Annotated in this window: 17 protein-coding genes; 10 read left to right on the plus strand and 7 right to left on the minus strand. The window is 64.3% G+C overall.

What is annotated here, in order from left to right:
* Position 1: 1 nt before the first annotated feature.
* Entirely contained in the window at positions 2-1,831 is a 1,830-nt protein-coding gene (lpqN, locus tag ACRCUN_RS29430) for an envelope biogenesis lipoprotein LpqN (RefSeq protein ID WP_462145157.1), read from the minus strand.
* A 113-nt stretch (positions 1,832-1,944) separates the two neighbouring features.
* On the opposite strand from lpqN, the gene ACRCUN_RS29435 reads away from it, so the two are divergent.
* From ACRCUN_RS29435 to ACRCUN_RS29445, 3 genes are all read left to right on the plus strand, one after another.
* Positions 1,945-3,327 (plus strand): sigma 54-interacting transcriptional regulator, encoded by a 1,383-nt coding sequence (locus ACRCUN_RS29435; RefSeq protein WP_462145158.1) that lies wholly within the window; start codon positions 1,945-1,947, stop codon positions 3,325-3,327.
* A complete protein-coding gene (locus ACRCUN_RS29440) occupies positions 3,320-5,314 on the plus strand; it encodes a VWA domain-containing protein (protein WP_462145159.1) in 1,995 nt (664 codons plus the stop codon). Before ACRCUN_RS29435 ends, ACRCUN_RS29440 begins: the two co-directional genes overlap by 8 nt.
* Before the next feature lie 116 nt (positions 5,315-5,430).
* Positions 5,431-6,327 carry a type IV toxin-antitoxin system AbiEi family antitoxin gene (locus ACRCUN_RS29445; RefSeq protein WP_462145160.1) on the plus strand — a complete coding sequence of 299 codons (897 nt, stop codon included), beginning with the start codon at positions 5,431-5,433 and terminating at the stop codon, positions 6,325-6,327.
* On the opposite strand, the gene ACRCUN_RS29450 is transcribed toward ACRCUN_RS29445, so the two are convergent.
* Complete coding sequence (locus tag ACRCUN_RS29450) at positions 6,313-6,915, minus strand: YdcF family protein (protein ID WP_462145161.1); 603 nt, start codon at positions 6,913-6,915, stop codon at positions 6,313-6,315. The two genes, ACRCUN_RS29445 and ACRCUN_RS29450, sit on opposite strands and share 15 nt — an antisense overlap.
* 181 nt (positions 6,916-7,096) lie before the next feature.
* Between ACRCUN_RS29450 and ACRCUN_RS29455 the strand changes: the two genes are divergently transcribed.
* Positions 7,097-7,804 carry a TetR/AcrR family transcriptional regulator gene (locus tag ACRCUN_RS29455; protein ID WP_462145162.1) on the plus strand — a complete coding sequence of 236 codons (708 nt, stop codon included), beginning with the start codon at positions 7,097-7,099 and terminating at the stop codon, positions 7,802-7,804.
* Positions 7,791-8,702 (plus strand): class I SAM-dependent methyltransferase, encoded by a 912-nt coding sequence (locus ACRCUN_RS29460; protein WP_462145163.1) that lies wholly within the window; start codon positions 7,791-7,793, stop codon positions 8,700-8,702. Before ACRCUN_RS29455 ends, ACRCUN_RS29460 begins: the two co-directional genes overlap by 14 nt.
* On the opposite strand, the gene ACRCUN_RS29465 is transcribed toward ACRCUN_RS29460, so the two are convergent.
* On the minus strand, positions 8,699-10,069 hold the full coding sequence (locus ACRCUN_RS29465; protein WP_462145164.1) for an alpha/beta hydrolase-fold protein: 1,371 nt from the start codon (positions 10,067-10,069) through the stop codon (positions 8,699-8,701). The two genes, ACRCUN_RS29460 and ACRCUN_RS29465, sit on opposite strands and share 4 nt — an antisense overlap.
* A 150-nt stretch (positions 10,070-10,219) precedes the next feature.
* Between ACRCUN_RS29465 and ACRCUN_RS29470 the strand changes: the two genes are divergently transcribed.
* The 5 genes from ACRCUN_RS29470 to ACRCUN_RS29490 all read left to right on the plus strand — a co-directional run bounded on the left by ACRCUN_RS29470 (position 10,220) and on the right by ACRCUN_RS29490 (position 18,116).
* On the plus strand, positions 10,220-11,824 hold the full coding sequence (locus tag ACRCUN_RS29470; RefSeq protein ID WP_462145165.1) for an alkaline phosphatase D family protein: 1,605 nt from the start codon (positions 10,220-10,222) through the stop codon (positions 11,822-11,824).
* 156 nt (positions 11,825-11,980) lie between these two features.
* On the plus strand, positions 11,981-13,195 hold the full coding sequence (locus ACRCUN_RS29475) for a PE-PPE domain-containing protein (RefSeq protein ID WP_462145166.1): 1,215 nt from the start codon (positions 11,981-11,983) through the stop codon (positions 13,193-13,195).
* A gap of 340 nt (positions 13,196-13,535) precedes the next feature.
* On the plus strand, positions 13,536-15,494 hold the full coding sequence (locus tag ACRCUN_RS29480) for a hypothetical protein (RefSeq protein WP_462145167.1): 1,959 nt from the start codon (positions 13,536-13,538) through the stop codon (positions 15,492-15,494).
* A 377-nt stretch (positions 15,495-15,871) separates the two neighbouring features.
* Positions 15,872-17,317, plus strand: coding sequence for a hypothetical protein (locus tag ACRCUN_RS29485; RefSeq protein WP_462145168.1), 1,446 nt, complete (start codon positions 15,872-15,874; stop codon positions 17,315-17,317).
* A gap of 241 nt (positions 17,318-17,558) precedes the next feature.
* Positions 17,559-18,116 carry a hypothetical protein gene (locus ACRCUN_RS29490; RefSeq protein WP_462145169.1) on the plus strand — a complete coding sequence of 186 codons (558 nt, stop codon included), beginning with the start codon at positions 17,559-17,561 and terminating at the stop codon, positions 18,114-18,116.
* Between the two features lie 56 nt (positions 18,117-18,172).
* Here the strand turns inward: ACRCUN_RS29490 and ACRCUN_RS29495 are convergent, their stop codons facing one another.
* From ACRCUN_RS29495 to ACRCUN_RS29510, 4 genes are all read right to left on the minus strand, one after another.
* Complete coding sequence (locus tag ACRCUN_RS29495) at positions 18,173-18,754, minus strand: DUF1707 SHOCT-like domain-containing protein (RefSeq protein WP_462145170.1); 582 nt, start codon at positions 18,752-18,754, stop codon at positions 18,173-18,175.
* A gap of 95 nt (positions 18,755-18,849) precedes the next feature.
* Positions 18,850-19,611 (minus strand): SDR family oxidoreductase, encoded by a 762-nt coding sequence (locus tag ACRCUN_RS29500; protein ID WP_462145171.1) that lies wholly within the window; start codon positions 19,609-19,611, stop codon positions 18,850-18,852.
* Between the two features lie 54 nt (positions 19,612-19,665).
* A complete protein-coding gene (locus ACRCUN_RS29505) occupies positions 19,666-20,127 on the minus strand; it encodes a hypothetical protein (protein ID WP_462145172.1) in 462 nt (153 codons plus the stop codon).
* A 69-nt stretch (positions 20,128-20,196) separates the two neighbouring features.
* On the minus strand, positions 20,197-22,362 hold the full coding sequence (locus ACRCUN_RS29510; protein WP_462145173.1) for an alpha/beta hydrolase family protein: 2,166 nt from the start codon (positions 22,360-22,362) through the stop codon (positions 20,197-20,199).
* Positions 22,363-22,427: the final 65 nt, after the last annotated feature.

A 22,427-nucleotide genomic window follows, 5' to 3' on the forward strand; every position in this document is an offset into this window, starting at 1 on the left:
GTCAGGGCGTGACGGTGGCCTGTTGGTCGATGGCCTTGTTGACGTCGACCAACGCCTGGAAATCGCGGTAGAGCGAATCGGCGTTGATCTGCAACACGTAGAAGCCCGTTGGTGATTCGATCACCACGGTCTTCTGCGTTATCGCGCGGCGCTTGCCGTCCTTGAAGTAGGTGCCGCCCAATTGCACGGCGGGGAACCCACCGAGGTTGCCGCGCGTCACGCCGCCGATCGGCTCGTATTCGGCCAGGTTCTGCAGTTCGTTGGGTGCGAACTCGAGCAGCTTGTTCGCGTCGGCGTTGCCTGCGAGCTTGGAGATCAGCGAGATGACCGACGGGGGATCGGTCGGTGAGATCGCGTCGTTGACGATCGCCGAATACGCCCAGGCCGGTGTGCGCGGGCCGGCGTCGACCCACCCGGGCGGGGTGGGCATGGTGAACACCGGAGCACCGGGATCGCCGCGGTGGATCGGGGTTTCGGTGATCTTGTTCTCGCGGATGTAGTCAGCGATCGTGTACGAGCGGCCGCCCGGCGGCTTCGGAGTGGTCGACACCGTCGTCTCGGTGGTGGTCTCCGACGTCTCGACCGATGTCGTGGTCTGGTCGGCGGCAGCCGAATCGTCGCCGCCCGACGTCACGGCCAGGGTGATACCGCCGACGAGCAGCACCACCGCGCCGATCGCGGCGGCCGCCAGGATCAGCTTGCGCTTGTCGCCGGACTTGCGCGGCGGCGGCGTGTAGGGCAGCGGCGGCGGACCGAAGTTCGTCGGCGGAGGCGGCGGTGGGCCCGGCCTGCTGGCGACCGGCTGTTTGCCGGACAGGTCGTCGGTGCCGGTCCACGAGGATTGGAACACCGGCGGCTGCGACGGTGTCTGCGCCGGGTGCATCTGCGGGTTCGACGGCGAGAGCGGCACCGGAAGCGGTTGGGCCTTCAGCGGCATGGTCGGCGGCGCGGACGGAACCGCGGTCGGTGCCGCCGCGACTCCCGGGACGGTGCCGGTGGCGGCTTCGGCGAGTGCGACCGCGAAGTCGTGACACGTGTCGTAGCGGTCCTTGGCGTCTTTGGCGAGCGCCTTGGCCATCACCGAATCGAACTTGGCCAGTTCGGGTTTCGTGTCCGCGAGCTTGGGCGGTGGCGAGTTCAGATGGTGGCTGATCACCACGGCCGGGTTGCTGTGCGAGAACGGCGGTGCCCCGGTGAACAGCCGGTAGGCGGTCGCGGCAAGCGAGTACTGATCGGCGCGGCCGTCGAGCGGCTGGCCCATCAGCTGCTCGGGCGAGGTGTAGGACATCGAGCCCACCGTGATGTTGGTGGAGGTGAGCCCGTTGACATCGTCGGTGCGGCGTGCGATCCCGAAGTCGGTCAGCATGATGCGCCGCTTCGTACCCTGTTTGCTCGTGACGAGGATGTTGGCCGGCTTGACGTCGCGGTGCAGCAATTGGCGCTGATGTGCGTAGTCGAGCGCGTCACCGACCGCGGTGACGATGTCGATCACGTCCTCGGCGGGCATGCCTGCCGGGTACTGATCGTGCAGCAGCCGTGCCGCGTCGTGACCGTCGACGTAATCCATCGAGATCCACAGGCGGCCTTCGAACTCGCCGCGGTCATGGACACCGACGATGTGCGGATGCCACAGCGTGGCAGCCATGTCGGCCTCTCGGATGAACCGCTGCCGGAACTCGTTGTCCGAGCTCACACTCGTGGGCAGCACTTTGAGAGCGTCTTCACGTGGCAGCCGCGGATGCGTTGCCAGATACACCTCGCCCATGCCACCGGTGCCCACCAACCGGACGATGGTGAACCCCGCGAAGACTTGACCGCTAGCCAACGGCATGGCCCGCAGACTACCGGTCGCACGGCGCTCGCCACGACTTTGGCGGGGGTATGAGAACCCCGAGTCAGGTAGGTGGCCATGCCTACTGGCGCGCACAGTCGTAGCTTGGAGTGGTGAGTCAACCCAAGGATCTGCCTCGGACCGTCGGTGAGCTGCGTGCTTCTGGTCACCGCGAGCGGGGCGTCAAGGCCGAAATCCGGGAGAACCTGCTGGCAGCACTCGCGGACCGTCGCGACATCTGGCCCGGGATTCTCGGTTTCGACGACACGGTGATCCCGCAGCTGGAGCGGGCCTTGATCGCCGGACACGATGTGGTGCTGCTCGGTGAGCGCGGCCAGGGCAAGACCCGGTTGTTGCGGGCGCTGACGGGATTGCTCGACGAGTGGACACCGGTGATCGCGGGGGCCGAGCTGGGTGAGCACCCCTACAGCCCGATCACGCCGGAGTCGATCCGCCGTGCCGCTGACTCGGGTGAGGATCTGCCGATCGAATGGCGCCACCGTAGTGAGCGCTACACCGAGAAGCTGGCCACGCCCGATACGAGCGTGGCCGATCTAGTTGGCGACATCGACCCGATCAAGGTCGCCGAGGGGCGCAGCCTCGGAGACCCCGAAACGATCGCCTACGGGCTGATTCCGCGGGCGCATCGCGGCATCGTGGCGGTCAACGAGCTGCCCGACCTCGCCGAGCGCATCCAGGTGTCGATGCTCAACGTGATGGAGGAGCGCGACATCCAGGTGCGCGGCTACACGCTGCGGCTGCCGCTGGACGTGCTCGTGGTCGCGAGCGCCAACCCCGAGGACTACACCAACCGTGGGCGCATCATCACGCCGCTCAAGGACCGGTTCGGCGCCGAGATCCGCACGCACTACCCGCTGGAGATCGATGCCGAGGTGGGCGTCATCCGTCAGGAGGCGCATCTGGCGGCCGAGGTGCCCGAATACCTTCTCGCGATCCTGGCGCGGTTCGCGCGCAATCTGCGTGAGTCGAACTCGATCGATCAGCGGTCCGGTGTGTCGGCCCGGTTCGCGATCGCGGCGGCCGAGACGGTCGCGGCGTCGGCCCGGCACCGCTCGGCGATCCTCGGCGAGGACGATCCGGTGGCCCGCGTGGTCGATCTCGCCACCGTGATCGACGTCCTGCGCGGCAAGTTGGAGTTCGAGACCGGCGAGGAGGGTCGTGAGCAGGCCGTCCTGGAGCATCTGCTGCGACGCGCGACTGCCGACACCGCACAGCGCCTGCTGGGCGGCATCGACGTCGGCCCGGTCGTGGCCGCGGTCGAGGAAGGATCCCCGGTGACCACGGGCGAGCGGGTCTCGGCCAAGGACGTGTTGGCCGCGCTGCCGGACCTGCCCGCGGTCGACGCGATCGCGACCCGGCTGGGGGCAAATTCCATCGGGCAGCGGGCAGCGGCGGTCGAATTGGCGCTCGAAGCGCTGTATCTGGCCAAACGCATCGACAAGGTGTCAGGGGAGGGCGAGACCGTCTATGGCTGATCCGGGCCGCGGCGTTGGCCGGGGCCATGGGCATACCTCGCGGTATTCGAGGTACACCGGTGGCCCCGACCCGTTGGCGCCGCCGATCGATCTGCGCGACGCCCTCGAGCAGATCGGGCAGAACGTGATGGAGGGCAGCTCGCCGCGGCGCGCGCTGTCGGAGCTCATGCGCCGCGGCACCCGCGATATGCGTGGCGCGGACCGGTTGGCTGCCGAGGCCAACCGCAGGCGGCGGGAACTGTTGCAGCGCAACAACCTCGACGGCACGTTGCAGGAGATCAAGAAACTGCTGGACGAGGCGGTGCTGGCCGAGCGCAAGGAGCTGGCCAGGGCGTTGGACGACGATGCCCGGTTCGGGGAACTGCAACTCGACTCGCTGTCGCCGTCGCCGGCCAAGGCCGTGCAGGAGCTCTCCGAGTACGACTGGCGTTCGCAAGAAGCTCGCGAGAAGTACGAGCAGATCAAGGATCTACTCGGGCGCGAGATGCTCGATCAGCGTTTCGCCGGCATGAAAGAGGCGCTGGAGAACGCCACCGACGAGGACCGTCAGCGTGTCAACGACATGCTCGACGATCTCAACGACCTGCTGGACAAGCACGCGCGCGGCGAGGACACCCAGCAGGACTTTCAAAACTTCATGGACAAGCACGGCGAGTTCTTCCCGGAGAACCCGCGCGATATCGACGAGTTGCTGGACTCGCTGGCCAAGCGCGCCGCCGCCGCGCAGCGGTTCCGCAACAGTCTGTCCGAACAGCAGCGGGCCGAGCTGGATGCACTGGCGCAGCAGGCGTTTGGCTCACCGTCGTTGATGAACGCGCTGAACCGCCTCGATGCGCACCTGCAGGCGGCGCGGCCCGGTGAGGATTGGACGGGCTCGCAACGGTTCTCCGGTGACGATCCGCTCGGCATGGGGCAGGGCGCCCAGGCACTGTCCGACATCGCCGAGTTGGAGCAGTTGGCCGATGCGCTGTCGCAGAGCTACGCCGGGGCCACCATGGACGACGTCGATCTCGACATGCTGGCCCGCCAGCTCGGTGACGAGGCCGCGGTCGATGCCCGCACGCTCGCGGAGTTGGAGCGGGCCCTGGTCAATCAGGGCTTCCTGGACCGCGGCTCGGACGGACAATGGCGGCTATCGCCCAAGGCCATGCGGCAGCTCGGCCAGACCGCGCTTCGGGATGTGGCGCAACGCCTTTCGGGTCGGCACGGCGAGCGTGACACCCGACGTGCCGGTGCGGCAGGCGAGCTGACCGGTGCCACGCGGCCGTGGCAGTTCGGCGACACCGAGCCGTGGAACGTCACCCGCACGGTGACCAATGCCGTACTGCGCCAAGCCGGTACAGGCACGGTGGAGCGGCCCATCCGGTTCGCAGTCGAAGACGTCGAGATCTCCGAAACCGAGACCCGCACCCAGTCGGCAGTGGCGCTGCTCGTCGACACGTCGTTCTCGATGGTGATGGAGAATCGTTGGCTGCCGATGAAACGCACCGCGCTGGCGTTGAACCATCTGGTTTCGACCCGCTTCCGTTCAGATGCGTTGGAGATCATCGCGTTCGGCCGTTATGCACGCACGGTGACCGCGGCCGAGCTGACCGGCTTAGAGGGCGTCTACGAACAGGGCACGAATCTGCACCATGCGCTGGCCCTCGCTTCACGGCATCTGCGTCGTCACCCCAACGCACAGCCGGTCGTGCTGGTGGTCACCGACGGCGAGCCGACCGCGCATCTCGAGGGCTTCGACGACGGTTCCGAGGTTTTCTTCGATTACCCACCGCACCCACGGACCATCGCGCACACCGTGCGTGGTTTTGACGATGTGGCCCGACTGGGCGCGCAGGTGACGATCTTCCGGCTCGGGTCCGATCCAGGGCTCGCCAGGTTCATCGACCAGGTGGCCCGGCGCGTGGCAGGCCGCGTTGTGGTGCCCGACCTCGACGGGCTTGGCGCCGCGGTGGTGGGGGACTATCTGCGTTCGCGTCGGCGCTAGTTTGCGTTGTTTGCACCCAGGCCGACGCTTTGGCTGGTTCTTCGGCGGCGGATCGACCATTGCGTCGGTCTCGGTGACGGTGGGAGCCACTCAGCGGGTGGCTGCGTCCAAACGATGTGGAGATTCCGTTCATCGGTAGTGCTGCCGTAGCTGCCGGCCACCTCACGAGAGCTCACCTGCGCAGCCAGTACCGGCCGTTGTACCGCGACATTTACGTCCCGCGCCGGTATCAGGTGTCGCTGCGCGACCGGATTGTCGGCGTGGGTCTCGCGTCGCCCGGCGCGGTGATTGCCGGGGTGGCCGCATCCGCTGTGCATGGGGCGAAGTGGGTCGACGACGACGTTCCCGTCGAGGTGATCGCAGGCGTGCGACGCCAGCGGGGGCTGATCGTCCGCGACGAGACCCTCGATGAGGACGAGGTGACCGACGTCGCAGGCATTCGCGTGACCACGCCGGCCCGCACGGCGTTCGACCTCGGCCGCCATCTTTCGCGCGACAAGGCGGTCGAACGCCTCGACGCGTTGATGAACGCCAAGCCGTTCCCCGTCGAAGATGTTGTGCTGTTGGCCAAGCGCCATCGCGGCGCGCGTGGTCTGCGGCGGCTACGGGCGGCGTTACCGCTTGTCGACGGCGGTGCCGAGTCGCCGAGGGAGACCTGGCTGCGGTTACTCTTCCTCGATGCGGGGCTGCCTCGCCCGACTACGCAATTCGTAATTCATGACGAGCGCGGTTGCTACGTCCGGCGAATCGACATGTGTTGGGAGCAATTCAAAGTCGGAGCCGAGTATGACGGCGAGCAGCACCTCAATAGTCGCCGCCAGTATGTCCTGGATGTTCAGGTCAGCCGGACGCTTCAACGCCTCGGCTGGCACGTGATCCACGTGATCAAAGAAGACCACGGTGCCGACATCGTGGAGCAGGCAAGCACAGCGCTGCTGTCACGCGGCTGGAAACCCACTTCCCGAAGCCGACGCAATGGTCGTCCCGCCACGGATTTTTCAACCAGAGTGTAGGTTTCGCGGGCGGGCATGCCGCGCCACCCGGCGCCGGAGCACCTCGTGGACCACCATCAGCGCGTGGGCTAAGCCCCACTCGCCGGGAAGGTAATCGCGGGCACGGACCAAACGCGCAGCCAAATCCGGTGATTCGGCCCGAAGGATGCGGCGGGCGCGACGGGCATGAAAGGTGTTCGACGCGATCTTGACCGCCGGCGCGTCGACCATCAGCGGTATCGAGTTGGTGATGTTCTCGACGGTCGTCCTCGACTGGTCTTCGAGAGCGATGTGCGCTGCGGGAACACCGAGCGTCACGACCGCGTAGTTGGCCATCATCTGTGCTTCTGAAAGCTCCGAGCGCACCGCTCCCCCGGAGAAGACGAAGCGCGCACGCGTCGGATCCGTCGAGCGCACCGCGATGCGTACGCGCCACCGGTGCAGAGCCGGCCGAGGACAGCCCAGCACGAGGATGACCTCACCCTCCTCGACGCGGTCCGGGTCAAGGCCTTCGGCAGGCAGATCCTCCCTCGACGCCCGCCACGTCAACCACTCGCACCCGGCCAACGCGGTGCCGACAACAAACGCCCCTCTCGTCCAAATGCCCATGCCCCCATTCGACCATCCCGGGGATTGAGCGGCCGGACGTCACCCGTCAAAGAGCGCGAAAACGACGCAGTGGTCGATCCGCCGCGACAACTTCGACCATTGCGTCGGTCTCGGTGATAAGCGTGGGGATATGTCCAACGTGACTCTTGACCAAAAATGAATTCTGGTCAAGGCTGGATGTGTGGATGCGCGACAGGAGCGTGCCGACCGGATCCTCGACACGGCGAAGGATCTGTTGCTGCGCTGGGGCTATCGGCGGATCCGGATCGACGAGGTCGCGAAACGGGCCGGGGTCGGCAAGGGGACGGTCTACCTGCACTGGCGGACACGTGAGCAGATGCTGTCGGCCGTCGGAACCCGGGAAACCGCCGAGATGGTGGATGCTGTCGTCGCGGCGCTGCGCGCCGATGCGGCGGAGGTGGCGCCGCATCGGCTGATGCGCCGCATCTTCGTGGAGGCGATGAGCCGGCCGGTGTTGCGGGCGATCTACACCCAAGACGTCGAGACGGTTGATGCCCTCGTCGCAGATGGTGCCCAGAAGGCCATGGGCGCAACGAATTTCGCCGGCTGGCGCGAGTATCTGATCATTGTGCACGAGTACGGGTTGTTGGCCGCCGACCTGCGGCCCGAGGATGTTCATTACCCCCTTACCGCCTCGGTCTTCGGGTTCTTCGCGGCCGAGCCCATGGTGCCCGACGAGCTGGGCCTCAGCTTGGACGAGAAAGCCGACCAGCTGGCGAGTACGTTGCGCCGCGCGTTCGAACCCGCACGTTTTCCCGCCCGCAAGCACCTCGACGCCGCCGCCGCAAAAGTGATCGCCCACTACGAGCGGCTCGCCGAGGAATTCCGGGCGCTTACCTACGGAGGAGGACAAGATGACCCGAAGTGACAACGACAGCTGGGATTTGGCATCAAGCGTCGGCTCGACGGCGACCGTGGTGGCGGCTCAGCGCGCCATCGCGGCGCGCGGTCCGGATCCGCTCATCCACGACCCCTACGCCGAACCGTTGGTGCGTGCCGTCGGCTCGGAGACCGCGATACGCATGCTCGATGCCGCCACCGACGAGGACGCCGGCGCATTCGGTCTGACACAGGCGGCCGAGGCGATGGCAATCCGCACCCGATTCTTCGACAAGCTGTTCACCGAAGCGGCAGCCGAGGGCGTCCGTCAGGCGGTGATCCTGGCCTCCGGCCTCGACACGCGGGCCTATCGCTTGGACTGGCCGGCAGGCACCGTCGTCTACGAGATCGACCAACCGGCCGTCATCGAGTTCAAGACAAAGACGTTGGCAGAGTTGGGCGCGGATCCCACCGCCGATCGCCGGGCCATCAGCATCGACCTGCGTGACGACTGGCCGAAGGCATTGCTGCTCAGCGGGTTTGACGTAAGCCAGCCGACCGCGTGGAGTGCCGAAGGCCTGCTGATCTACCTGCCGCCGCAGGCTCAGGACCGGCTGTTCGACAACATCACGCAGCTCAGCGCGCCCGGAAGCCGTCTCGCCACCGAATACCTCCCCGACGCCGCGGCGTTCTCCGACAGCCGGGCACGACGCGTTTCAGACGGGTTTCACCGATTCGGCTTCGACGGTCAGTTGTCCGACCTCGTCTATGCGGGCGAGCGGAGCGATGTAACCGAATACCTGAGCGCATACGGCTGGGATGTGACGTCACAGACACTCGAAGAGGTCTATGCCGCAAACGGTTTCGAACTGCCCGGCGATGACATGTTCGCGGCGTTCGCCGATGCCAGGACCGTCAGTGCGACCCTTCGGGAAATTAAAGCCTAGACGAATTCTTCTGTGGTCCTGGTTATTTCGGCGCGGCGAAGCCTGGCGATGATGCCGTCGAGGTCACGGATGAACATGTCGGGCCGGAAGACGTGGCCGCCGGGCACCTCGTGCCCTTCGTGCGGGATACCGGCCTGACCCAGGCGTTCCCGGAACTCACGTTGACCGGCAAGCACCTGCGTCTCATTCACACTGTCGAACCAGTTGAGTGGGTCGGGGCTCGTCCCGGCGACGAGGAAAATTCTCTTGTTGCGGTAACTCTCGATCCGCTCGACTGGATTGTCGGCACTGACCCTGGCCTGATCCCAGAACGGTGCGCCGTACACGGTGCCGCCGGCGAGGTCCAGGACTGCGGAGGTGATGTTCGCCCAGTGCACGACGAGGCCGAAGTCGCGGCGCAGGCTGGCCGGTCCCGAATGGCTGCTCACCGAAGCGAAATGGCCGAAGTACTTGGCCGCGTACTTCAGTGCACCGAAGCCACCCATCGAGAATCCACACACCGCACGACCGTCGTACTCGGCGAAGGTCCGGAAGTTCGCGTCGATCCACGGCAGCAGTTGGGCGATGTGGAATGTCTCCCAATTCCTGGGGCCGACGAACGAGCTGACAGGGTTGGAATACCAGCCTGCGTGTCCGCCGTCGGGCATCACGACGATGATCGGCTTGCCCGCCGTCCAGTCCCGGATTCCCATGAAGTCGAAGCTGCGGAAATCCGCGTCGGGCCCGCCGCCATGGAACATGAACAGGACGGGGTAGGTGCGTCCGCTGGTGCGGTAGTCGTCGGGAAGCAGTACGTTGACGCCCGGGTTCCAGCCCACCGCCGCGGTCTGGAGCCGGTAGTACCACAGGCGAGGATCGTTCTCGTTGCGATCGACGATCCGCAGCCCGAATCCATCACTGCGCCCGGTGAATACGACGAGCGTCTGCCCGACATTGATGACATCGGGGTTGGCGATTCCATTGACCGTGGCGAGCAGGGGATAGAACGAGGCGTTGCCGTAGAACCGCGCCGCCAACGCGGCCAGCGTGTCCCCTGCCACGACCCTGTGCCGCGCGATATCCGGGATGATCAACCGCTGCCCGGCCGTCAGGGATGCGGATGTGTTGATGCCGCTGGCGCCTGCGACGAACCGTGCGAGTGAGGCGTCGCCGTAGAACCGCTGAGCCACTGCCGACAGAGTGTCGCCCGCGGCGGCGGTGTATCGCGTGAAGTCGGGAAAGACCAACTGTTGGCCGACATTGACCACATTCGGATTGGCGACCCCGCTCGCGGTTGCGATCAGCGGATACAGTTCGGCTTCGCCGTAGAAGCGCAGCGCCAATGCTGAGAGTGTTTCCCCCGCGACGACCGTGTGTGTTCGGACCATCTGACACCCCCAAGTTGAACGAGCAGTAACCCAATTGTGCGCTAGATCACACTCATAGACGATCGATTCACCAATGCGACACCGGCAGTTGGGTCTTCCCCTAACCGCGTGTTGGCCATCGCGTCGCCGAGACGCCGCACGCTGGCGCGCATGGCCTCTACCGATCGTCGACCGATGCTGCCCCGTCGCACCCTGCTCCGTGCGTCCCTCGCCGGTGCCCTGCTGGTCCCCGCCGCGGCCGCGTTACAGGCGTGTGGCACCGCGGCAACGGGTGGACCGCAGACCACCACCGGTCTGATCACGAACCGTCCCCGTTTGACCCACGGCGTCGCCACCGGCGACCCGCGAACCGACGGTGCGCTGGTGTGGGCCCGTTCGGACGCCACCGCCCGGATGATCGTCGAGACCTCGGCCACCGAGTCATTCTCAAATCCCACGCGGATCGAGGGGCCGCAGTTGACGCCGGCGACCGACGGAACCGGGCGCGTGCGCATCACCGGTCTTGAGCCGGGGCAGACCGTTCATTACCGCGTGACGCTGGAAGGTGAGAACGGCGCCTCATCCGAACCGGTGGCAGGCGTCTTCAAAACCGTTCCCGCACAACCGCAAGACATCAAGTTCGTCTGGTCGGGAGATGTCGTCGGCCAGGGCTGGGGCATCAACCGGCAGGGCGGTATGGCGATCTTCGGTGCGATGGCCGACCGCAATCCGGACTTCTTCGTGCACTCCGGCGATGCGATCTATGCCGACAATCCGGTGCCTGCGACCCAGGAGCAGAATGACGGCCGCGTGTACGCGAGCGTCACGGCGCCGCCCAAGGAGCACGTGGCCCAGACGCTCGAAGACTTCCGCGGCAACTACGCATACAACCTCAGCGACGAGCACTACCGCCGCTTCAATGCCACCGTCCCGCAGTTGGTTCAGTGGGATGACCATGAGGTGGTGAACAACTGGTTCCCCGGCGAATCGCTCGCCGGGCAGAATCGCAAGGGCTACACGGAGACCGACGCCGACAAGCTCGCCGGCTACGCCTATCAGGCGTGGCGCGAATGGCAGCCGGTCGAGCCCTCGGAAGCCATCGACGGCCGCCTGCACCGCAAGGTCTCCTACGGCCCTCTGCTCGACGTCTTCGTTCTGGACATGCGGTCCTACAAGAACCCGAACACGCAGGCGTGGGCGCAAACCGACGACGGCGGCGTCCTCGGACGGGAACAGACGCAGTGGCTGATCGACGGCCTGCGGCAGTCGAAGGCGGTCTGGAAGGTGGTCGCGAACGACCTGCCGATCAGCATCGTGGTGCCGGATTCGGCGACCGATCCCGTCGACGGTCCCAAATCGATGGAGGCTGTCGCGCAAGGTGAGAACGGCCGACCGCTGGGGCGCGAAATCGCGTTCTCCCGCATCCTGTCCGAGACCAAAGACGTTCGAAACATCGTCTTCGTCACGGCCGACGTGCACTACACGGCGGCGATCTCATACCACCCCGACCAGGCGGGGTTCAGCGACTTCGCACCCTTCTGGGAGTTCGTGTCCGGGCCGCTCAATGCCGGTGCGTTCCCGGAGAGCCCGCTCGACGGCACGTTCGGCGCGCAATACGAGTTCGTGCACGCGCCGACGGAGAAGAACACGTCCCCGGCTGAGGGGTTTCAGCATTTCGGCGAGGTGGTGATCGACTCGGACTCCCGGGCGCTGACGGTGAATTTGTGCGATGCAACCGGAAAGCCCCTGTACGCCAAGGAGTTGCGGCCTGCGTAGCGTGCGCGAGACCCGGCGCCCACGTTGCCCTCATATCGAGATGTACGAGTATTTGGTCGTTGATTCAGTGAGGATTCTCTCGATGAAGTTGCTGTAGCGGCGCGCGGTTGTCGCGGGGTCCGGTAGTTTCTGCTCAGTCTGATGAAAGGCATGGGGATGGCGAAGCGCACGGCATCAGTCCTGGGCGGCGTGGCGTTGACGATGGTCGCCGCACTTGGCGTCACTCAGCCCGTGGCGGCCGTGCAGTTGGCGGCGCTCATCATCGGCGCGAGTTCGACCAACCCGAGCGGCGACGGCGTCGAGGATTTCTACGGCGGGCTCTATCAGCAGGGGCCGGGTGAAACCGTCGTCGCCAACTTCTTCACCGGACCACCCGGGATCTATCGCGCGATCCACGACAACCGGGATGACGACGACAACGTCGTGCTTTCGTCGGGGTGGGGTGCGGCCAACACGAGCCTGCTGCTGAGTTACCTCAAAGCGACGAACGACCCAGTGCTCGCCGGCCCCAATCTCTATGTCCTCGACAACAACGTCGCCAGTCCCAACGGCGGATTCGGAACCCGGCTGCCGGCGTTCGCGGTGATCGGCGTGAACCCGATCCCGACGCCGACCGATCCTGGCGTGCCTGTCGTGAACGTGGTCTACGAGTACGACATCAACTCCAACATCCCGGCCTACCTTTGGAACGCGCCGGCGATGGCGAACTCGTTGATGGCCTACTTCGAGCGGCGACTCAATCAGGAGAGCCTCGATTTCCCGATCGATGCGGACGGGCAGGTGCGCGACTGCGACGCCACGTGCGAAGCGAGGCTGGACTCCGGCGGGACGATCGAACGCACCATGGCCGACGGTCAGACGGTCCGGATCAGTCGCGTCGACGACACCACTTACGTGGGCTACGAGTCGACGAACCTCCCACTCGTGGCACCACTGCGGGCGTTCGGTGAGCCGGGCAATCGGTTGGCGGACGCGGTGACACCTGCGCTGCGCGCCGCCGTCGACTACGGATATCCCGACAACGATCCATTGGCCAACCCCGACAAGTACGTGTCGGCCCGCCTTGTGCCGACGAGGGAGGAAACCGAGCGATTCGTCAACGAGTTCAAGGCCGGCGTCGACGAGGGTGTCGAAATTCTTCGGGGAGACAGCGACCCATCGACAGTCACGCGGCCGCTCGTGCGCAAGAGTCTCGACTTCTCACCGAAGCCATCGCGCGATGACAGGCCACGGAGGTCGGGGGCGGCGATGGTCAAGTCGGCGCTCGAGGGTGTTCGCGAAATGGTCGAGCGGGTCAGCACTGGGCGACATGAGCGGCCGTCGTCGCCCGCCGAATCGCCGGAGCCCTCTGACCAACCGGCTGAAGACTGAGAAGATCCGAGGTTCTCGCAGCCGACGGTCTGCGTTCTTCGCAATGGCATTGGAGTACTTGTACTTTCGTGATGAATTGCCTTCATCGCTGTTTTCGTTAGCAACTATTGATTAGTCAATTAGTTGCTAAGGGTGTCTCAGCTATTGATCTTGAATAACGCCAACTCGTCAGAAATTGGCACTACAGCGACAGTTGTTCCAGATGGGACGCACGTTCAGTGTTTGAAGCCTCGGTTTTCAAGATCTAGGTGAACATTCGTGGCAAACGCATAGTTTCCCTCCGATTGCGGCGTAGGTTTCTCGCTACAAATCATTGTTTTCCAATAAGGGGGACGGGTCCATGGCATTTCGGCCGGGTATAACGACGAGCGTCGCAGCTCTTGTTGGCGCAGGCGCCATCGTTGCCGCGACACCAGTGATTGCGCCGCCGCTTACTCCGCGGGATCTGCAGGTTGCCGCAGACGTTCAGACCGAGCTGACTGCTGCCCAGACGGACCTTCTCCGATCGGCACGATCGGCACGATCGGTGAGCGCCCCGAGCGAGGACTTCGCACGAGCTTTACGGACCGTTTCCATTCTCGCTGGCGCGAACGGCGCGTCTTCCGTAGCCGGCGCGGTGGTCACGCCGATGGCGTTGCCTCCGGACGTCACTTTGCCTCCTACGTCGTTACAGCAGTTGGTTGACTACTTCTTCGATGGTGGGTTCACTCTCGTCATTGGCAGCTTGGTCAATGGTGTGACTATCGCGATCTTTGGGTTGAATTCGTTACCGACTGCGATTAGCGACACGTTCTTCTTCGGTGGGTATCCGGAGGAGGACAGTCCGGGTGGGTTTGTCGGGGTGGCGCGGCTGCTGATCGATACCTTCCTGAGCGGTGGTTTCCCGCCGACGGCGTTGGCCGCCGCTGCTTCGCCGGGTGTGACGCCGACGGCGTTGCCGCCGGACATCATTGGCGTGCCACCGACCTCGTTGCAGGACGTGGTGGACGATTTCTTTGACGGTGGGATCACCCAAGTCGTTGGCAGCTTGGTCAATGGTGTGACTATCGCGATCTTTGGGTTGAATTCGTTACCGACTGCGATTAGCGACACGTTCTTCTTCGGTGGGTATCCGGAGGAGGACAGTCCGGGTGGGTTTGTCGGGGTGGCGCGGCTGCTGATCGATACCTTCCTGAGCGGTGGTTTCCCGCCGACGGCGTTGGCCGCCGCTGCTTCGCCGGGTGTGACGCCGACGGCGTTGCCGCCGGACATCATTGGCGTGCCACCGACCTCGTTGCAGGACGTGGTGGACGATTTCTTTGACGGTGGGATCACCCAAGTCGTTGGCAGCTTGGTCAATGGTGTGACTATCGCGATCTTTGGGTTGAATTCGTTACCGACTGCGATTAGCGACACGTTCTTCTTCGGTGGGTATCCGGAGGAGGACAGTCCGGGTGGGTTTGTCGGGGTGGCGCGGCTGCTGATCGATACCTTCCTGAGCGGTGGTTTCCCGCCGACGGCGTTGGCCGCCGCTGCTTCGCCGGGTGTGACGCCGACGGCGTTGCCGCCGGACATCATTGGCGTGCCACCGACCTCGTTGCAGGACGTGGTGGACGATTTCTTTGACGGTGGGATCACCCAAGTCGTTGGCAGCTTGGTCAATGGTGTGACTATCGCGATCTTTGGGTTGAATTCGTTACCGACTGCGATTAGCGACACGTTCTTCTTCGGTGGGTATCCGGAGGAGGACAGTCCGGGTGGGTTTGTCGGGGTGGCGCGGCTGCTGATCGATACCTTCCTGAGCGGTGGTTTCCCGCCGACCACGATGGACTCAACGCTTGAGCCCGAGCCTCGACGATTGGCAGCGTCAGGACTCTTCGGTGCGAACCAGACAGACAATCCCGCGGCCGGTAGTTTCCAATTGCCGACGCCCAAGAATCTGGTCGAACGGTTTGTGCCTCGCCCGTCCTCGCCCGCTGAAAAAACGGGAACCGAAGCTGCGACCGAGTTACCCACTCCTGCGGGCCAGGAGGAGCAGGCGCCATCCACCTTCGGTGCGCGGGTGCAGGAAGGAATTGCCGACTTCCGTGAAGCGGTCGCCGATCAGCGGGAGAAAATCCGTGAGTCGTTGAACTTCTCGCCAAAGAACTCGGATGACACCGATCTGACCGGTGGCGGAACGTCTGGTTCCGAAGAAGCCAAACCCGGATGGAAACCCGGTGATGGCTTGAAGAAGCTTCGTGATCGATTCGGGAACGGCGGAAAGTCGAATGACGGGCAGACCGAGGGTTCCGAGCAGGGGAGCGACGACGGCGAGTAGCCGCTGAACTGCATGACGAGCAGCAGTGCCTGGCAAACATTGCCGCTGGCTGATCCGTTGCCAGATCGGCGATCGCGATCGATCCCAGCACGAAATTAACCTGTCGGACAACAGGAGGTGGTTGCCGCAATAAAAGGGATGTGGTTAGTGGAGGGAGTTTCCCTGGATTTCTTGGGGAAACCCGAGCCACGGACATAAGTGGCCCTGGCCCGCTTCCAAAGGCGGATGGGGTTTTTGAGGCTCGGACGGCAGTCGAAACCGTGCGCGATTTCGGCTTGCCGGGGGGCAAACTTGCCTTTACGATCTCTCAGGAACTTCTAAGTTGCGTCAGTCGAAGCGCTTAATCCACTGTCGCCCCGTCCCCCAGGGAGTACTGCATGGCACTCAAGCCATACATCACCACCGGCGCCGCGCTTCTCAGCGCAGCCGCGGTGGTTGCCGCGACCCCGTCGCTGTTCGTTCCGAATGAGGAAGTCGCGGTTGCGGCACCGTCCGCCGCGCCGGCGCCAGCCACCAAGACGCTGACTGTCGAACAGTACAACCTGTTGGCGGTCAGCCTGGAGGGCGCTTGGGATTCCTTCTTCGAGGGTTACGGCGGCTACTACTACCAGGGTGTCGTGCCCGAGCCCGCCTTCGTTGTCGACCCTGAAAGTGGCGACCTCGTCGCAGCCACTCCTGATGCCGTGGACGAAAACGGCGACCCGGCCCTTCTGGTCGACGCCGAGGGCAACACCCTCTACACCCTGAACGAGAACGGCGAATACGTCCCGGCCACCGCCGGCGCGCTCAACGAGGGCGATCTGTTCTACAACGAGGACGGTGATCCTCTCGTCGTTCCCGATCCCGGCAACTGCAGCGCAACCGGCGCTGTGTGCCTGGAGGGCTTCACCGGTCTCGCGTATTACCTGAGCAACGAGCTGCTGCCGTTGGGCCCGATCGATGACATCTTCTTCGAGGCTGGCTTCACCGAGTTCGCGCGGATTGCCTCCGTCACCGTCGCCGCGACGATCGACGAGTTCGATCCGACCGGTCGTCTCGACCTGACCCGTCGCGTTGAGGATCTGTTTGAGGGTGGAGCCGCCCTCGTTGTGCAGAACCTGATCAACGACAACCTGCCTGACACCCCCCTGGGTGAGTGGACCAAGGGCCTCAACGACGCGTTCTTCGAAGAGGGCGTTGTCGGCGCGTTCAACTACGTCGTCGGTAACCCGTTCGAAGGTCTCCAGTCGGAGGTACAGGAAGGGAGCGTGTTCTCCACGCTCGTCGCCAATGTCGAAGGCGCCGAGGAGACCTCGACTGAGGCCTCGACGGAAGATCCGGGTTCCGCCAAGCTCAACCTCGGCAACCTGGTGTCGCTGAAGGCCGAGCCTGAGACCGAGCCTGAGGCCACCCCGGCGGACGAGGTTGTGGACGAGGCCGAGACGCCAGCCTCGACGCTCAAGGAGAACGTCGAGAACGCCGCTGCCACGGTCCAGGAGAACATCGAGAAGACCACGGCTGCCGTTCAGGAGCAGGTCGACAAGACGGCGACCGCCGTCGAGGAGACCACCAACGAGATTCAGAAGAAGGCCGAAGAGCGTCGCGCCAAGTTCCAGGCGCGCGTCGCGGAGCGTCGTGAGAAGGTTCGCGAATCGCTCGGCCTGTCCTCGCCGAAGGATTCCGAGTCCGAGAGCGCCGACTCCGACGCCGACACCAAGGATTCGAGCGCCAAGGACGCCGACTCCAAGGACGCAGGGTCGAAGGAAAGCAAGTCGGAGAAGAAGACCGAGAAGAAGGCCGACACCAAGAAGGCCGAGAAGAAGAACGACTCTGGCGACGAGTAATCAATAGCCAACACAACGGCCCCCTCCAAAACAGAGGGGGCCGTTGTGTTTTCGCTGTTTGTGAAGTCGCTGTGGGTTGGCTGTCTGATTTCGTGAGCGACGGCCGAACACCCAATGAATATCGCTACCAGTATCTTTCGCGAACTGCCCAGGTGCCATACGTTTCCTCCGGGCCAGCGGCAATGTCGCCGTTGGCCCCAATATGACTGTGGCGCAACGCCAATCATGAGAGGCAACGGGCATGGCAAAACATCGGAAGATCTCCGAGCGGTCGGTGCGGACCCGGACGTTGGTAGGCGGTGTTCTCGCAGGCGGTGCGTTGGCGATGGCCGGCCCGGCGGGCGCGGCGTTCGCGGTGCCTACCAACACCGGCAACCCGTCCGCCGACGCCGTGGGTAGGGCGTCGCTGGACAACCCCGCGCCGGGTGTTCGTGCCGCACAGGCCATCGGTGATCACGTCTTCAACCAGAACACCCCGGTCAACAAGGCTCTCGATGACAGTGGTCTGGGGCGCGTCTATCACCTCAACTTCGGCACCACGAGCACCGACGGCATCACCCCGGGCAAGAACGGTGTCGTCGTGGGCGAGCTGAACGTCAACGCCGGCAAGTACTACTACGACCAGGCTCAGGCCGCCGGAATCCCGCTGCCGGGCGAGAAGGATCTGCCGGGTGTCGTGCCGAAGGTGCTCAGCGGGAACACCAAGGCTGCCAAGACAGGATCGGCGGAGAAGCTGTCGAACACCTGCACCACGTCGACAGCCAAGACCAAGGTGAGCGCTCAAGCCGCCAGCTGCTGACGTAACTCGAACAAAGATGGGCGGGCCCTCGGGCCCGCCCTTTCGTGTGTATCGAGCTAGTCGACTTGCTTACGGCGCTTCTTGCGCTTGACGCCGACGCTGCCCCAAAGCGAGAACCCGCGGATGTGAACACGGGGAGCACCGGGCGTGCCCTCGCCGTTGATGTTGTGCTCGAAGTTCCCCATCACCCCGACGCCGTCCACGTCCACATTCACTTCGGGGGGCACGAGGATCGTCTGCCCGCCAAAGATCGAGTAAGTGCGGATCTCGACGTCGGTGGCGGTGAAGTCGGCGTACCGCAGATCGACCACGCCGCCACCGAAGAGTGCGAACGTCGTCAGTTTCTTCGGAACGTTCCAGCGGCCGCGACGCTCGAAACCACTCATGATCGCCAGCAGCAGGGTCGAAGGGCAGGGGCGACCGGCGCCGCGTGAATAGTTGACGGCACCCGGCAGGTCCGCGCTTATTCGGGCGAGATCGCCGTAGGTCTCAGCCGAATAGGCCTTTGCCAGCCGGTCCTCGTATTCGGCCATTGGCAGCCGGCCCGCAGCGGCAGCATCAGTGAGCAGCTGCGCCACCTGAATTCGATCGGTGTCAGCAGCCCGCAACGATCCATTCTGCGACGCTGAAGTGCTCATCACTGATGAGCCTACGACTATCGCTGGCACATGCAAGGCCGATGGCCGAACTCTGGCGATACCTTGACGCGGCGAACCCACTAGGACGCCAAAGTTTATGCGGTGGAATCCAGATAATCCTGGAAAGTTGTGGTTCCAACGCTGTTCTGCGGGGTCAGATTGGCTCCAGACCTGTAACCCGCAACGATGCGTCCCGGCATCGTGAAACTGACCACGTGCCGCCCGCTATTGTGCGCTGAGAGATACAAGTGTCCCAATTCTGAGTGAGGGCGAACCTCCGGTCCGCCTATATCCGCGACGCGTCCCGCCGGTTCTGTATCGATTAACTCGACCAGCCGGCGCGCGACATCGCGGGTGTCGATCGGCTGGAATCTCACGTCGCGCAGCGCCCACAAAACGGGGGAGAACCGCTGGACCGCGAAGACCATTTCGATTAGCTCGTGGAACTGCGTCGCGCGCAGCACGGTGTAGCCCAAACCCGACGAAGCCAGTAACTGCTCCACTCGCAACTTGGTCTTGTAATACGGCAACGGAATATCGTCGATCCCGACGATCGAGATGTAGATGACGTGACCGACGCCGGCGCGGCGCGCGGCCTCGATCAGGTTGCGGGTGGCCGTGACGTCCTTACTCCCTGTGGGCTGGGTAGCACAGTGCACGACGACGTCGACGCCGGCGAGCGCACCATCCAACCCGCCGGCGGCCATCAGATCACCGCGCTGCCAGTGCACTCCGGTGTAGCCCACCCGATCACGGCGGCTCAGCGCCTTGACGTGATGACCGGCTTCGGTCGCCTCGGGCACTACATGGTGACCAAGGGTGCCGGTCGCTCCAGTGACGAGCACAGTGCGTGGCATGTGCGCCACGCTACCGACGCATCGCCGATGCTGTCAGGCGCTTCGGTCAGTCGATCACTGGCTGACCGGCGAGCGTAGCCAGACAAGTGTGTTGCCCCGGCCGACGTAACTCAGTTCCATCCGATCCTTGTCGACCTTGAGCGGTACGTAGACGAAGTCCTGATCATCTGCGACGTCGGCCCAGTGCAACCACAGCACACACACGTCGGCAGCGGATTCGAGTTGGCGGTCTTTCACCGGGGTGTTATCCCATTGCGTGAATTGCCAAGTGCCCAACTCGGTTACACCGTCGGTGTCGGATTTCAACTCACCGTGGGCGCCTAGCGAGAGCGTCGTCGGGCTGCCCTGTTCCTGCCAGTCACCGGTGAATTGCTCGACGGCGAACTCCGAACCGGGGCATTGTTCGTCCGCGGATGGGAAAGGAGCCTCGGACGCGGGGCTGCCACAGCCCGACGCTCCCACCGTGACGAGTGCGACCGCCAACCACATTGCGCGATGGCGCGGGCGTTCGCTCATGTGCTCATCGTCCACGCCTCGATGGAAACGTGGGTGTAGGTCTCCTCGATTCAGACGAAATCTTTACGGCTAGGCCGCCGCTTTGTCTTTCGAAGTGTCCTTGGCCTGCTTCTTCGACACCGAGTCTTTGGCGTCGTTGGCGGCCTTCTCGACCGTCTTGGCCACGTCCTTGCCGGCCTTCTCCATTTTGTCGACGGTGTCCTTCACCTTCTCGACCGTCTCTTGCACCGACTTCTTCACCGGATCGCCTGCATCGGCGGCATGTTTGCCTGGTGATGCCTTGAATGACTCCGTGATCTTCTTCAGGCCCTTCGGCGTCTCGCGTTCCTTGAGCGAATCCTTGTCGAGTCCAAGGTCTTTCAGCGCATCGCTGAGGGGCGTTGTCTGCGCGTCTGCGGTTTCCGGCTCGATCGTCTCATCCGCCTTCTCCACGACCGGTCCGACGTCCTCGGCCGACACATTGAGGGTGCGTAGCGTGTTGTTGTCCGAGGGCACCGAGTTGGCCGACAGCGGACTTGCCGGCCCGCCCGGTTGCGGCTCGTCCACCTTGAACACATTGTCGAGGGCCGCGGTGACCTGCGCGTCGACCTGGTCGAGCACGCCCGTCACCGGCGCCAGGCCCGTCTCGACGGCGTCGAACATCGGGTTGGCCGCATCCTGGATGGCTTCCAGGGCGGCCGAAAGCGCCGCTGCGGCAGTCTCGGTGAGCGGATTCTCGAACACCGGCGAAAGGTCGACGCCGGGGAGCGTCGGTGTCCATTTTGCCGGATCCAAGGCGTTGTCCTGGATACCGTCGATCAACGCATTGAAGATCGTCTGCCTGGCGGCGAGCTTCTGCGTCGGAGTGAGCGGCGAATCATAGAAATACGCTTGCTCACCCGCCATGTCGAAGCCGCGCTCCAGCGTCACAGGGTCGACATCCTGATAGCCCATGTTGACCATCATTCGCAGCGCGTCTTCGAAACTGTCGGTGATCGGCGTGGGGATATCGACGCCGGGGAGCAAGCTGAGAAGCCGCGGCACCATCCGGAACGGCTCGAGCAACGGGAGATTGCCTGAGTCATAAGTGATGTACGTGGCCGTGCCGGGGAACTTGCTGGCGTCCGCGATGGCCTCGAGAGCCTCATCGAGACCCAGGTTCAGGAAGTCGATTGCATCGGCGATATCGACGATCTCGTCCCAAAGCGGCACGAGTTCTAGACCTTGGCCACCCGTCGGATCGAGCATCACCTTCAATCCGTCGGCAATACCGAGGAGTGCCAACGGCACCACGTGACTCCCGATGTTGTTGCCCTCGCTCGGGAGCAGGTAGGTCAGGAACACCGCGCCTGTCGCCGCGTTGGCCCACGCCAACGGATTCAGCGTCGTCGGTGCGTCCGACAGGATGTTGTAAGCCCAGGTGATGTCGAGGATCGAGGTGTTGAGGACCTTGGTGATGTCACCGTCGGCATCCTCGTTGGTGTAGCTGCCGGCCGGCGGCGTCGAAAGATTCAGCCCGAACAAGTTGGTGATCGGTGTCGCTAATGCGAACAGACCGCCGCCGGGACGGCTGGGATTGTTGAAGAAGATCAACCATTGGCCGGTAACTCCGACACCCCAGTCCTCGCTGTTGGATTGGACTGCCTTGATCATGTCTCGGTAGGCGAGGGAGGTCGTCAGCCCGCCAAGGCTCTCCGAGAAGATGACCGCCCTGCGCTGGTTGAGGATTGGCGCCTCCTCGATTATCTCGTCGAGCAGACCCTTCAGCGCATTCCAGACTGTCGGTCCGACGATCGTCGAGATCGGTCCTCCGATCATGTCCAACAGGCCGGATGCGGTGTATTCCAAACCGTTGACGGCGTTGTACACATCGCTGGGTAGTGGGCCCTTGATACCGGCTTCGATGGGAGAGAGGGTCTCGAGCAGCCCCAGGAGCTGGGTGACGACGCCGGCCACCTCGCTGCCGCCGAGAAGTCCGGCAGCGGCTTCGATGATGTCGGTCGGGGTGAGGCCCAAAAGCTGTGCAGCCCAAAAGATCGGACCCACGCCGTAGAGGCCGACGATGTCGGGCACCGCGGGCAATTGAGGCGCAGCCGCCAACGCAACCTCGGCCTCGACCGTCCGTTTGTGAGCCAAGTAGGCCTCGGGTGCCTGGGAGGCGGCCCCGGCGGTGAGCGCAGCGGTCGTCGCGACGACGGCCGCGGTGACTGCGGCCGCTTTGGCTTTCTGGAGACGGGGAGGGGTGGGCTTGGACATTAAGCGCGCCGCCTTCGGTTTGAGCTGGCCAACAGTGCTCGCACACCGTAGCAATCCGTACTCAG

It is taken from the genome of Mycobacterium venezuelense (genome assembly GCF_054919535.1).